We start from the raw sequence: 13,162 nt of genomic DNA, 5'->3' as shown, positions 1-13,162 counted from the left end.
GGGACGCCCATGCCGAAGCGTAAGCTCTATGCCGGATCGAAGCTGCGAGAATTGCGGCTGCGAATGGATCTCTCGCAGAAGGCATTCGCCGAACGGCTCGGGATATCCCTGCCCTACCTGAATCAGATGGAGAACAACAATCGCCCTGTTTCGGCTGCAGTCGTGCTTTCACTGGCAGAAGAATTTGGCCTCGATGTAACTGAACTGTCGTCAGGCGATGCCGAGCGCATGGTGGTCGATATGCGCGAGGCATTAGCCGATCCCGTATTCGCGGACCCTTCCCCACCGTTGGCCGACTTACGCCTTGCCGCCTCCAACGCGCCGAGCCTCGCCAGAGCATTCCTGGCGCTGCATCGCGCCTATCGAATGGCACATGAGAGGCTTGCCTCTTTGGATGAGGCACTTGGCAACAGTGATCGGGCAACGCGCCCGTCTCCCTGGGAAGAGGTGCGTGATTTCTTTCACTATTGCGACAACTACATAGACTCTGTCGATCGCGCCGCCGAAAGGTTTTCCGAAGGAGTACCGGAAGGGTTGGGCATTCAGAACAGCGCAATATCGCATTTGTCCAACTTCGGAATTTCTGTTAAATTCGAAAAAGTTGCAGCGCTTCGCAACTTTGACGCCCAGACAAACACCTTGACAATCTCCAGCCGTTCAAACGCAGCCACTCAATGCTTCCAGTTGCTACATCAAGTAGCACTTCTCACACAGAACGATCTCATAGAGGCCACGCTGGACTTCGCTCGGTTTCAGAGCAACGAGGCTCGCGCTATCGCCAAAATCGGGCTGGCCAACTACTTCGCCGGCGCCGCGCTTCTGCCATATCGCCGATTTCTGTCTGCGGCTCAGGAATACCGGCACGATTTGGAATTGCTTGCCGGTCTGTTCGGCGCATCGATCGAGCAAGTGGCGCACCGCCTGTCGACGCTGCAACGCCCTGGCGCTAAGGGCGTGCCATTCTTCTTCGTCCGGGTCGACCAAGCCGGGACGATCACCAAGCGCCATTCCGCAACACGCTTGCAGTTCGCCCGGTTCGGAGGTGCATGCCCTCTGTGGAATATGCATCAGGCGTTCGAGACACCGGGCCGCTTTTTGCGTCAATTGGCCGAGACGCCCGACGGCGTCCGATATCTTTGCCTTGCCCGCGACGTGTCAAAACCAGGTGGGCGTTTCCGCGCGCCGGTACGCCGCTACGCCATCGGGCTTGGCTGCGAAATCACCCATGCGAAAGCGCTGGTTTATGCCGATGACCTGGACACTTCGCGCGCTGCGGCCTTCGAACCGATCGGAATATCCTGCCGGATCTGCGAGCGGCGAGACTGCCACCAGCGATCCGTACCACCGTTAGAACGACCGCTCTCGGTCGATCCGGACCGGCGCGAAGTACTTCCCTACCGGATCGGTTGATTGGGAAACGCCGGATTTTCCCAGCCCGGCGCTGTCGCTCCTCTTAAAGTCGTGCGCCACGACGCGCCCAACAATAAGTCTACTGCGCACCTTCCGAAGCAGTCAGAATCCCATAGATCTCGTCCTTGAGCGCCATGCGGCGCTTGCGCAATTCTACCTCGGCGAGATCTTCCACCGGTTCGACATTCGTTTCAGCCCGATGGATCGTTCGGTTTAGCTCATGGTACTCGTCGCAGAGTCTACTGAAATGTGCATCCGATTGTTTCAACTGGCCAATCCGATCGACGAATTCCGGAAACTCCTCCGCCAGTATGTGTGGCACATGGCTCATTGTTCGCGCTCCTCTCTGTCTCAATGCAGAGTTTACATTAGCAGGTCCGCCAGAGCCGACTTTGACCGGAATCAAGTGGCGTCGGGATCCTATCGCTGTGACCCCTGCCAGTCGGAATGGACCCATACATCGGCATTCTCTGGCGGCAGGCGCCGCCCGAGAATGTGATCCGCCGCTTTCTCGCCCACCAGTATCGACGGGGCGTTGGTGTTGCCGTTTGTGATCTGCGGAAAAACCGAGCTGTCGGCTACCCTCAGCCCTTTGACCCCGATAACGCGGCATTCTGGATCAACTACCGCAGACGGATCTTCTCGTCGTCCCATCCGAGCGGTGCCGCAGGGGTGGTAAGCGCTCTCCACATGCTCGCGGATCGCTTCGTCGAGTTCCTCGTCGCTTTCAATGGTCGAACCAGGCAACAGCTCCTTGCCAGCATAGGGCTTGAAAGCCTCTTGCGCGAAGATTTCCCGTGTCAGGCGGATGCAGATCCGGAAATCTTCCCAATCCTGGGCGTCGCTCATGTAGTTGAATCGGATCAGAGGCTTGTCCTGCGGGTCGGCCGAACGAAGGGTCACCGAGCCTCGAGACTTCGAACGCATTGGGCCGACATGGGCTTGGAACCCGTGACCTTCAGCTGCCGCCTGTCCGTCATAGCGCACTGCGAGCGGAAGGAAATGATACTGTACGTCAGGGTATTCCACGCCGGCACGCGTGCGAACGAAGCCGCAGCTTTCGAACTGGTTCGAAGCACCTGGCCCCTTTCGCGTCAAGAGCCATTGCAGGCCTACAAAGGCTTTTCCGAAAAGGTTCCAGTAAGAGTAAAGACTGACCGGCTGGCGGGAGGTCATTTGAACATAAAGCTCGAGGTGATCCTGCAGATTGCGGCCGACACCCGGCCTGTCTGCAATGACCTGAATGCCATGTTCAGCCAGCGCGTCGCCCGGGCCGATCCCAGACAACATCAGCAATTTTGGTGAATTGATCGAGGACGCGGAGAGGATCACCTCGCGCCGGGCACGAACAATTTGAGTGGAGCCACCACGGCTCAATTCTACACCGGTTGCGCGCCCATCCTCAATTGATACTCGCGTCACGAGACCTCGCACCAATTCGCAATTCGGGCGCGACAATGCTGGTTTCAAGTAGGCATCGGCAGCGGACCAGCGGCGGCCTTGCCAGATTGTCGCCTCCATGGCGCCGAAACCTTCCTGCTGGCGACCGTTGTAGTCTTCTGTCGTCGGGTATCCGGCCTGCCGCCCTGCCTCGACAAATGCCTGAGTTAGGGGATTGTCCCGCGGCCCGCGCGAGACGTGAAGCGGGCCATCGAACCCGCGCCACTCACCATCTGTCCCACCGTGCCAGCTTTCCATCCGTTTGAAATACGGGAGCACGCCGGAATAGCCCCACCCATCTGCACCCATCTCGGCCCAAGTGTCGTAGTCGCGGGCATGTCCGCGGACATAGACCATGCCGTTGATGCTGGATGACCCGCCGATCACCTTCCCCCGCGGTGTCGCCATGCGTCGGTTGTTCAGATTGGGTTCCGGCTCGCTTTCGAAGCCCCAGTCGTACCGGCGCATGTTCATAGGATATGACAAAGCGCCGGGCATCCGGATCAATGGCCCAGCATCGGTGCCGCCATGTTCGATGACGAGCACGGACGCGCCGCTTTCTGACAGCCGGTACGCCAGTGCACATCCCGCCGAGCCGGCGCCTACGACAACAAAGTCGGCTTCCATCAGCGGCCCTCGGAAGCTTCAGTAAGGCGCATCCACACCCTCCATTCCGACGTAGACCGTCTTCAGCTGCGAGAAATGCTCGATTGCGGCCAAACCGTTTTCGCGCCCCACACCGGACAGTTTCGATCCGCCAAAGCTCACTTCCACAGGGGTCAGGTTGTAGGTGTTGATCCAGCAACTACCCGCCTGAAAGGCCCTAGCAATGCGGTGGGCACGGGTCACGTCCTGAGTGAACACTCCGGCAGAAAGGCCGAAAGGCGTGGCGTTGGCGCGGGCAAGCACCTCTTCCTCGGTATCGAAATCGAGGATGCTGGCGACAGGGCCGAAGATCTCTTCCCGCGCAATGGTCATGTCGTCGGCGACATCGGCAAAGACAGTGGGCTCGATGAACCAGCCATTCCGACCCACGCGCTTGCCGCCCGTAACCAGACGGGCGCCTTCGGCTTTGCCTTTTTCGATGAAGTCGAGGACGATCTTGAGCTGCGCCTCACTGACCATCGGTCCGTAATTGACGGCCTCGTCTAGCGGATCACCCATGGTGATACCCTTGAGGCGTTCTGCCAGACGCGCAAGGAAGGCGTCCTTAATGTCTTTCTGAACAAAAACGCGGGTTCCGTTGGAACAGATCTGGCCGGTTGAATAGAAATTGCCAAGGATCGCGCCGCCAACAGCGGTCTCGAGATCGGCGTCATCGAAAATCAGGATCGGGGATTTTCCACCTAGTTCCATCGTCACGTGGCGCATGCCTTCGGCGGCGGCGGCATAGACCTTTTTCCCCGTGGGAACCGAGCCGGTCAGCGACACTTTGGCGACCCGCGGGTCGGACACCAAAGTAGCGCCAACATCGCCCCTGCCCTGGATCACATTGTATACGCCGGCGGGTGCTCCGGCCTCCGTCAGAGCTTCCGCCACCTTGAGGGCACACAGCGGTGTCTCTTCCGAAGGCTTGAAAACCATCGTATTGCCGCAGGCGAGAGCCGGAGCACCCTTCCACGCAGCGATCTGTGTAGGGTAGTTCCAGGCGCCTATTCCAACGCAAACGCCTAGTGGTTCACGGATCGAATAGGCCCAATCTTTGCCAAGCTGGATATGCTCGCCGCGCAGAGATGCCGCGAGGTTTCCGAACCACTCGAGCGCGTCGGCGGCAGATGTCGCATCAGCCACCAGCGTTTCCTGTAAAGGCTTGCCGGTGTCGATGGTTTCAAGTTCGGACAGTTCACGGTTGCGCTCACGAATGATTTCGGCGGCGCGACGCAGGATCCGCCCGCGCTCCGTGCCAAGCATAGCCGACCAAGCAGTTTGAGCAGACGATGCAGCTGTCAGTGCTTGCTCGACGATTTCCGGCGTCGCCGAGTGTACCTGCGCCACCTTTTCGCCGCTGCCCGGATAGATCACTTCGATTACGTCGCCCTGTTCGTCCTCGGCATAGGCACCGGCAATGAAATGACTGGCTCGCGGTTTTGCGTCGCGCATCGTGTTTACCTCTCTTAGCTTATTCGCCGCGCGGGAAGCGTTTGGATTCTTCCAGCACATTCAGGTCCATGTGGTTGCGCATGTAGCGCTCGGATGCATCTCGCAACGGCTGGTAGTCCCACGGGAAGTACCCACCCTGCCGCAACGCCTCGTAAACCACCCATCTGCGCGCCTGACTCGCGCGGACATCAGCATCAAACTTGTCCAGATCCCACAATTGAGCCGCAACCGCTTTCATTTCTGCAAGGGTTTGTTGATGTTCTGGAACTACGGCTAAATTGCTCAGTTCCAATGGATCTGCCTCCAGATCGAACAGCTGATCAGGATCCAGCTGGCAAAGGTTCAGCTTCCATCTGCCTTTCCTCAACGAGACCAGCGGTGTGTAGCTGCCTTCCGCCGCGTACTCGACTTTGACAGGGCCTTGCCGGACGCCACCGCCGGCGACAGGTACAAGGCTTTCACCGTCAGTCCAAGGCATGACGTCGGACATGTCCACGCCGGCCAGGTCGCAGAGCGTCGGACATACGTCGAGTGTCGAGACCGGCTGATCGACTCGGCCTGCCTCCAGCCCTGCTGCCGATATCATCAACGGCACTCGCGACGAGCCTTCATAGAAGCTCATCTTGAACCACAGCCCCTTCTCACCCAGCATATCGCCGTGGTCCGAGACGAAGATGACGATCGCTTCCTGCCGCGTGTCTTCCAGTACCTGAAGGATCTGCCCGACCTTGTCGTCTAGGTAGGAAACGTTTGCGAAGTACGCGCGCCTGGAGCGGGAAATGTCCTCGTCCGAGATCTCGAAGTTGCGCCAATCATTGGCATCGAAGAGCCGCTGCGAATGCGGGTCGAGATTGTCATAGGGGATCGCGGGCACCGCCGGCGAAAGATGTTCACAGTCCTCGTAGAGATCCCAATACTTACGCCGAGCCACATAGGGGTCATGCGGATGAGTGAAACTAGCGGTCACGCACCAGGGACGCTCGTCTGCACCTCGGCAGGCGTCGTAGAGCCAGGAACAGGTCTGGTAGGCGACATCGTCGTCATATTCCAATTGGTTGGTGATTTCTGCCACGCCGGCGCCGGTAACCGAGCCAAGGTTATGATACCACCAGTCGATCCGCTCACCGGGTTTGCGGTAGTCGGGCGTCCAGCCGAAGTCGGCGGGATAGATGTCCGTCGTCAGTCTCTGCTCGTATCCATGCAACTGGTCAGGACCGACGAAATGCATCTTGCCGGAGAGGCAGGTGCGATAGCCGGCTCGACGCAGGTGATGCGCAAATGTTGGAATGTCGGAGCGGAACTCTGCCGCGTTATCATAGACCCCGTTGCGAGATGGCAATTGGCCCGACATGAACCCGGCACGTCCCGGCGCGCAAAGTGGCGAGGCAGTATAAGTGTTGGCGAAACGCACGGATCGCGCGGCCAGTCGCGTAAGATTGGGCGTGTGTAGCCAGTCGGCGGGACCATCGGGAAACAGCGTTCCGTTCAGTTGGTCCACCATCAGGATCAGAATGTTGGGGCGGCTCATGTTACCTCGGCGATCATCAAGTCGAGCATTTTCAACACCCGCTCCGCTGTAGAGGAAGGATCAGATGCCGAGGGATCCAAAGCGGCGCGGATGTAAAGGCCATCGATTAGCGCCGCCACGGTTTCCGCGGCCACTTCCGCGCGGGTACCCACCAGCGGCCGCAAGTCGTGGATCAGGTTGGAGCGCAGGCGGCGCTGGTAGACGGTCAAGAGACGCTGCGCCGACGCCGAGGTCTGTGCAGCGACGTAGAAGTTCAGCCAGGCACTGACGACGTGGCCGCGGAACTGCTCCGCCTCAAACCCCGCCCGAATAACAGCCTGCAATCGATCGTGCGGTGTTTTGGCAGTCTCAAGGCCCGTCTTAACCGCATCTCCGTAGAGCGTCAGGATATGGCGCATCGCGGCCAAGAACAGCTCCTCCTTGGCGCCGAAGTAATGATGCGCCAATGCAGAACTTACGCCAGCCCGCTTGGCGATTCGGCTGACGGTAACATCCAGCGTTCCGGTCGCGCCGATCTCGTCTATCGTCGCTTTGACCAAAGCCGCGCGCCTGATAGGCTCCATTCCGAGCTTCGGCATCTGCCGGCCTCCTCTATGCGGGGGTTGCCAGACGAGGCTATCGAGATTTTAATTGACTCGTCAATCAAGAAAGACAGGGAGATACCCGATGACGTTCAAATTCACGATGTCGGCGCTTGCGCTGGTGGCTGTGGCAGGCCCCGCGCTAGCGGATTGTGACACGGTCGTGTTTTCTGATGTGGGCTGGACCGACATCACTGCGACTACAGCGGCAACTACGGTGGTGCTGGACGCGCTTGGCTACGACACAGACGTAAAGGTTCTGTCGGTGCCGGTAACCTACACCTCATTGGCCGAAGGCGACGTCGACGTGTTCCTCGGCAACTGGATGCCGACGATGGAGGCCGACATCGCCCCATACCGCGACGCTGGCACCGTCGACACCGTGCGCGCCAACCTGGAAGGCGCGAAATACACTCTTGCGGTCAACGAGAAGGCGGCCGACATGGGAATTGCCGATTTCGCCGATATCGCGAATTTCAAGGATATGCTTGATGGCAAAATCTACGGCATCGAGCCGGGTAACGACGGCAACCGCCTGATCCAGTCGATGATAGAAGAGAATGCTTTCGGCCTGGACGAGTTCGAAGTCGCTGAAAGCTCCGAGCAGGGAATGCTGGCGCAGGTTGAGCGGGCGACGCGGCGCGACGAGCCGATCGTGTTCTTGGGCTGGGAACCGCACCCGATGAACGCCAATTTCGACATGTCCTATCTTACCGGTGGCGACGATTGGTTCGGTCCGGACCTCGGAGGCGCTACTGTATTCACAAACACCGCAGCCGGATTTGGTGAGGAATGCCCCAATCTCGGGACATTCCTCAACAATCTGGAATTCTCCTTGCCTATGGAAAACGAAATCATGGGCGCCATCCTGGATGACGGCCAGGATCCAGAAGAAGCTGCGAAATCCTGGCTGCAAAGCAACCCGGATTTACTGACCGGATGGCTGGAAGGAGTGACTACCAAGGACGGTGGTGAAGGCCTGGCAGCGGTGAAAGCCGAACTCGGACTTTGATATGAAATGAAGGCGCGCGCGTTATCACGCGCGCGTCCAAATCATCAACGTTAGACGTCAGCCTCCAAAATCGTAACAAGACTTCTTCGTCATATACGGGTCGTCCTCTTTCGGCACGTCGACCTTTTCCATCACGTTCATCGAGATGTGCGGCCACCGGATCAACCCTTCCTTGCCATCGCGGCGACGGAAGAAATCCAGGAAGATGAACTGGGTGTAGGCCAGCGCCATCTTGGGTTTGCCGTCTGCGCCGGTTTCTTCCAACTCCAGTATGTAGAAGGTTGAACGCATGAAGTTCGCGTCGGCGCGTCGCTCAACGAACGGAATGTTGTGGATACCGGCCTTGTCCCTGGACGTGTCCATCCGAAGCTCGGTGGTTCGCACAACGTTAAAGGCCGAAAGTGCGCCTTTCAGCGTATCGAACGGTGTTTTGGCGCTAAAGATGCCGAGGAACGGTTCGACCGTGAACTTGTTGTAGGGGCGCAGGTACGCGTTGTCCGCCGTGGCCGCGTCGACGGCAGCATTGATCTCCTCGTCGGCAGCTATCGCGCCTTCAGGGAAACCGGAAGCGCCGTCGACATTCTGCGGCGGCCCATTGTAAGTAGAAGAACTGCCGATCGCGAGCGCGGAGTTTCCGTGCGGCACCGTTGCCAACCGCGCCACGTCGATACCATCTGTCCGACGGTTTAACATGTGCAGGAAAAGGCCGGGTTCGTGATGGATCGCCAAATCGCTCCCGCCCGCAAGTGGGGTCTGGGAAAAGTCATCGGCATCGGTCTGTTTGATTGCCTGCTGATAGTCCAGAGTCACGACGAACTGGTCAAACTCTGCTGAGGGGTTCTTTTCGACACCGCGGTTTGGCACCATATCGTCCACGAAGGTAAACCGCAGTTCCTCGTTGTAGCGGTTCATCAGAAGGCGGAAGTCTCGGAACTGGCCTTCTTCGAAGAACGGCAGAGCGATCAGGTTCCAGCCGCGTCCATCGGTCAGACTGCCGTCTTCGGTTACGTTTTTCCAGAGCCCCGGAAGGTGGGTCAACGGACCAAGGTCAAGATCTTCGGACGGGCTCGGGTCGAAGTAACGCTTGCGTTCTGTCGTTTCCACGAGGTCACGCTGTGGCTGCTTATCGAGCATAGCTAGCCCTTTCATATGTTAAATTGACTATCAAAAGCTCGCGCCCCAAGAATCTCAAAGCGCGAGGAGACTATACCACCATTCAGGCTATGATTGTACTGGTCGTGATGCATGCATTCACGAATGTTACATGTTACGGCCGAGTTGCGCCTCGTAACGGCAAGACGCTTCGGCATTGCTTTCATGGATATGGCCTTGTTATCGCAGCACCCGGAGTAGATCTTGCCTTTGGTTTCCGCTTTGGCGTCACCGGGCAGTACCGCGAGATACTCCAGGTCTCGTTTCCCGCGCCTTCTTTGGAATTCGCCATCCTGCGAGCCGTTTGCTCGGGAAAGGTCCAGAAGGTCATTGTCGCTAACCTTGAAGCCCGTGAAGCAGAAAGCTCCGCACGCCCGTCATAAGCCTCGATCTCTGTTCGCGGGCTGAGGATCTGGCCTCGCGCGATGCTGCCCCGCGTGACCCTTCCAATCCTTGGACAGGCGGGTCATGTTGCCGTTACAGGGACGAAGGGACAGAACATGAGACCACCGGAAAACGGGGGCCGCCTATGATGGATTGGCTGACTGAGAACAAGATTCCCGTTGGCGCCTGGGCGGGCGGCATGTTCGACTGGCTTCAGGACAACGGCGCTTGGTTTTTTGACAGCGTGTCCGATACTCTGGACGCAATGATCGACTGGGTCCTGCGGGTGCTTCAGGAGCCGCCACGCCTGCCGTTCGGATCGGATGAAGATCAGTGGGTCGCGCTCTGGCCGGTAGATCTCCATCCATTCATTGTCACCGCCGTATTCGTCGCTCTGACCTGGGCCCTGCAGCGGAGCTGGAAGGTCTGCCTACTGGTGGCACTTGGCTTCCTGTTCATACTGAACCAGGGCTACTGGGAAGAGACGACGGAAAGCCTGACACTGGTCCTGTCCGCCTGCATAGTCTGTATGGGTGTTGGGGTTCCTATCGGTATAGCGGCGGCACATCGACCCAAGCTCTATGCCTGGCTCAGGCCGGTTCTGGACCTGATGCAGACATTGCCGACCTTCGTCTACCTTATCCCGGCCATCGTATTCTTTGGCATCGGAATGGTGCCCGGGCTGATCGCAACCGTGATATTCGTTGTGCCCGCGCCGATCCGGCTGACGCATCTCGGCGTGGTTTCGACTCCAACGGCACTGTTAGAGGCAGCGCGGGCATTTGGAGCAACCGACCGTCAGGTGCTGTGGAAAGTCGAATTGCCCTACGCCTTTCCCCAGATCATGGCAGGGCTGAACCAGACGATCATGCTTTCACTTTCGATGGTTGTCATCGCAGCGCTGGTCGGCGCCGACGGGCTAGGAGTGCCGGTTGTGCGCGCGCTGAACCGGGTAGACACGGCGCTCGGTTTTGAGAGCGGCTTCATCATCGTGGTTGTTGCGATCATGCTGGATCGGATGCTGCGGGTCGATCGGAAATGAGGGCCGCGGTAGAATTCGATAACGTATCGATTGTCTTTGGGGACAAGCCAGAGACGGCGCTTCCTTTGATGGATCAGGGACAAAGCCGCGCCGAGATCCAGACAGCAACAGAACAAGTCCTTGGCGTCCACGACTGCACGATAGAGGTGCCGGAGGGCGAGATCCTTGTACTGATGGGCCTGTCCGGTTCCGGCAAATCAACGCTCTTGCGGGCCGTGAACGGCCTGAATCCGGTGGTTCGGGGCGAGGTGAGGGTGGCCTATGAAGGGGAGATGGTCAGCGTTACGAACGCTTCGCCGAAAACGCTCCGCGAACTGCGTCTCAAGCAGATCGCGATGGTTTTCCAGGCTTTCGGTCTGCTGCCCTGGCGGAGCGTACGTGAGAATGTCGGTCTGGGCCTCGAACTGGGGGGACTGCCACGGACTGAAAGGTTTGAGCAGGTGGAAAGGCAACTGGCATTGGTTGGACTGTCAGACTGGGCAGACCGCAAGGTCGGCGAACTCTCGGGCGGTATGCAACAACGGGTCGGGCTGGCACGCGCCTTTGCGACAGAAGCTCCAATTCTCCTGATGGACGAGCCGTTCTCGGCGCTGGATCCGTTGATACGGTCACGTCTTCAGGACGAGTTGCTGGAGCTGCAGGCGGAATTGAAAAGGACGATCATATTTGTCAGCCACGATCTGGACGAAGCCTTCAAGATCGGTAACCGGATCGCGATCATGGAAGGCGGGCGAATCGTTCAATGTGGGACGCCGCAGGACATTTTCACCAATCCTGCCAATGATTACGTGGCGGATTTCGTGGCGCATATGAACCCGCTGGGAGTGCTGTGCGCCCGCGACGTCATGGAGGCAGCAGCCGAGCAGCCCACAGAGACGGTGGGGCCGGACACCGACATCCATGTGGTGATGGAACGGGTGAAGGCCACAGGCAATCCGGTTGGCGTCGTCGAGGACGGGCAGCTTTTGGGGCAGATCACTCGCGACACCGTGCTAGCAAAACTGCTAGATCCGCGCGGCGGGTAGGTTTGAATCAAGTGGATACACCTGCCAACCCGGAGCGCGGACAGAACTTACCCATATGCATTACGCGGATCGATCCCGGCATCCTTGGCAAAAACGGGGCCCAAAACGCATCCGCCCAGTTTGCAAGCAGCCGGGAATGGGTAGCCGCAAACCGCCAGTTATCATCAGATGGATTTACTTAACACGGCAAGGATGAAACACGGCGCGATGACGCAACTATTGGCCACCATACCACTGGTGTTTAGTGAGTTTGTCATATATTCACAAAATGCGCCCTGGCACCAGTTGGCGGCCAGGGCGTTGGATGATCGAAATACGACATTGCGCCACCACTCACGATAACGGCGCATGCTGATACTACCATGAGGCAGAGTTGAGTAAAAGATATTATCAATATGACAAATATTCCGTGACGTTTCGCTTCTCCGCTACGGAAGCTCCATTCCATCGCGAGATCGGACACGATTGACATGGATGATCTACGATCGATTTTTGAGCTGCGCGAAATGCTTAGGCAGATGGAGCGCGACGTCGGATTGGACAAGCTGAGCAGGGTCGAGCGTGATGTTTTTCTGGCAGCGCACAACCTGTCTGAGAAACCGGGCGACATCGTTCATACAGAGCAAATCCGCAAGCATACTCTTGTGGAGACTATCACCCAGGCGACCTATCACAGAGCGCTTAGAACGTTACTTTCCATGGGCATGCTGGAGCATGCCGAGAACACCAAGGCCAGATGCTATATCGTCCGGCGCGACCTAATTGGTAGGTAATCAATCTGCATCTCGAAGGTGTCGCGCCTACTTTCCCAGCCGGTTCCAAATGTGAGGTGAGGCCCCGGATGCCGTGATCCAGCTTCAGAGCTTCTCAATCATCGCGGCCTGCTATGTCCTGGCTCATGGACTGACTGCGCTGGTCATTACTCCTGTCCAGTCGCACTATTTCCCCGAGATCACCGGCTTTGCGAGCCTCGCATACCTGCCACATGGTGTACGCGTGCTCGCAACTTGGCTAGTTGCCCGAAAGGCGTTCTTTCCACTCTATCTGGGCGCGTTCGTTTCCGAGCTTCTGTTCACACCAGACGAGTTCAGCCACGCGACCGATCCGATTATCCTCCTCTCCATTGCAGTTGGGGCGGTCAGTGCCGTACTGGCATTCGAATTGATTTGCCTCTTTGGGCGAAACCTCTATGCCGGCCGTACGCCCCGTGTTCATTGGCGATGGCTGCTTCTGGCGGGCACTGTTGCGTCCTTGATCAACTCAATTGGGCAATCGATCGTGTTTTCAGGGAGAATCGGCCTAGGCGATTCAATTATTGTCTTAGTGACTTATGCAATCGGGGACATCATCGGTCTCGTTATCAGTACGCTGATCCTGATGCTCGTTTTCAGATGGATCAGACTGCTCACACAACGAGACTGAACGTGCATCCCTCTACCTGATTGCATTCAAAATCTCCGTAGTGTCCCTCTGCCAGGGTTGGTCTCA

12 protein-coding genes are annotated in these 13,162 nt (G+C 58.0%); 6 read left to right on the top strand and 6 right to left on the bottom strand.

Annotated features, from left to right (window positions below; all coding sequences use genetic code 11):
- Nucleotides 1–9 precede the first annotated feature (9 nt).
- Complete coding sequence (locus tag HCO70_RS13480) at nucleotides 10–1,410, top strand: short-chain fatty acyl-CoA regulator family protein (protein WP_172296950.1); 1,401 nt, start codon at nucleotides 10–12, stop codon at nucleotides 1,408–1,410.
- 79 nt (nucleotides 1,411–1,489) lie between these two features.
- Here HCO70_RS13480 and HCO70_RS13475 read toward each other — a convergent pair whose 3' ends face one another.
- The 5 genes from HCO70_RS13475 to betI form a co-directional block, all read right to left on the bottom strand.
- Nucleotides 1,490–1,741, bottom strand: coding sequence for a YdcH family protein (locus tag HCO70_RS13475; protein ID WP_172296948.1), 252 nt, complete (start codon nucleotides 1,739–1,741; stop codon nucleotides 1,490–1,492).
- A gap of 89 nt (nucleotides 1,742–1,830) precedes the next feature.
- A complete protein-coding gene (gene betA / locus HCO70_RS13470; protein WP_172296946.1) occupies nucleotides 1,831–3,477 on the bottom strand; it encodes a choline dehydrogenase in 1,647 nt (548 codons plus the stop codon).
- An 18-nt stretch (nucleotides 3,478–3,495) separates the two neighbouring features.
- Nucleotides 3,496–4,950, bottom strand: coding sequence for a betaine-aldehyde dehydrogenase (betB, locus tag HCO70_RS13465; RefSeq protein ID WP_172296944.1), 1,455 nt, complete (start codon nucleotides 4,948–4,950; stop codon nucleotides 3,496–3,498).
- 19 nt (nucleotides 4,951–4,969) lie between these two features.
- Entirely contained in the window at nucleotides 4,970–6,478 is a 1,509-nt protein-coding gene (betC, locus tag HCO70_RS13460) for a choline-sulfatase (RefSeq protein WP_172296942.1), read from the bottom strand.
- Nucleotides 6,475–7,056, bottom strand: coding sequence for a transcriptional regulator BetI (gene betI / locus HCO70_RS13455; protein ID WP_172296940.1), 582 nt, complete (start codon nucleotides 7,054–7,056; stop codon nucleotides 6,475–6,477). The genes betC and betI overlap by 4 nt, the downstream gene beginning before the upstream one ends.
- Nucleotides 7,057–7,144: 88 nt before the next feature.
- Between betI and HCO70_RS13450 the strand changes: the two genes are divergently transcribed.
- Complete coding sequence (locus HCO70_RS13450; RefSeq protein WP_172296938.1) at nucleotides 7,145–8,071, top strand: choline ABC transporter substrate-binding protein; 927 nt, start codon at nucleotides 7,145–7,147, stop codon at nucleotides 8,069–8,071.
- Between the two features lie 57 nt (nucleotides 8,072–8,128).
- Here HCO70_RS13450 and HCO70_RS13445 read toward each other — a convergent pair whose 3' ends face one another.
- Entirely contained in the window at nucleotides 8,129–9,205 is a 1,077-nt protein-coding gene (locus HCO70_RS13445; RefSeq protein ID WP_172296936.1) for a heme-binding protein, read from the bottom strand.
- A gap of 550 nt (nucleotides 9,206–9,755) precedes the next feature.
- On the opposite strand from HCO70_RS13445, the gene choW reads away from it, so the two are divergent.
- The 4 genes from choW (at nucleotide 9,756) to HCO70_RS13425 (ending at nucleotide 13,096) form a co-directional block, all read left to right on the top strand.
- On the top strand, nucleotides 9,756–10,649 hold the full coding sequence (gene choW, locus HCO70_RS13440) for a choline ABC transporter permease subunit (protein WP_172297425.1): 894 nt from the start codon (nucleotides 9,756–9,758) through the stop codon (nucleotides 10,647–10,649).
- On the top strand, nucleotides 10,646–11,674 hold the full coding sequence (gene choV / locus HCO70_RS13435; RefSeq protein WP_172296934.1) for a choline ABC transporter ATP-binding protein: 1,029 nt from the start codon (nucleotides 10,646–10,648) through the stop codon (nucleotides 11,672–11,674). The genes choW and choV overlap by 4 nt, the downstream gene beginning before the upstream one ends.
- Nucleotides 11,675–12,144: 470 nt before the next feature.
- Nucleotides 12,145–12,447, top strand: a complete 303-nt coding sequence (locus HCO70_RS13430) for a hypothetical protein (RefSeq protein ID WP_172296932.1) — start codon at nucleotides 12,145–12,147, stop codon at nucleotides 12,445–12,447.
- A 73-nt stretch (nucleotides 12,448–12,520) separates the two neighbouring features.
- The gene (locus tag HCO70_RS13425) at nucleotides 12,521–13,096 is read left to right on the top strand and encodes a hypothetical protein (RefSeq protein ID WP_172296930.1); all 576 of its coding nucleotides are present in this window, start codon (nucleotides 12,521–12,523) and stop codon (nucleotides 13,094–13,096) included.
- Nucleotides 13,097–13,162 lie beyond the last annotated feature (66 nt).

This window comes from Pseudoruegeria sp. HB172150 (assembly GCF_013184805.1).
Lineage (GTDB): Bacteria > Pseudomonadota > Alphaproteobacteria > Rhodobacterales > Rhodobacteraceae > Psychromarinibacter.
Note: the sequence above shows the minus strand (reverse complement) of the source record. Positions and strands in the feature narration are given on the sequence as shown.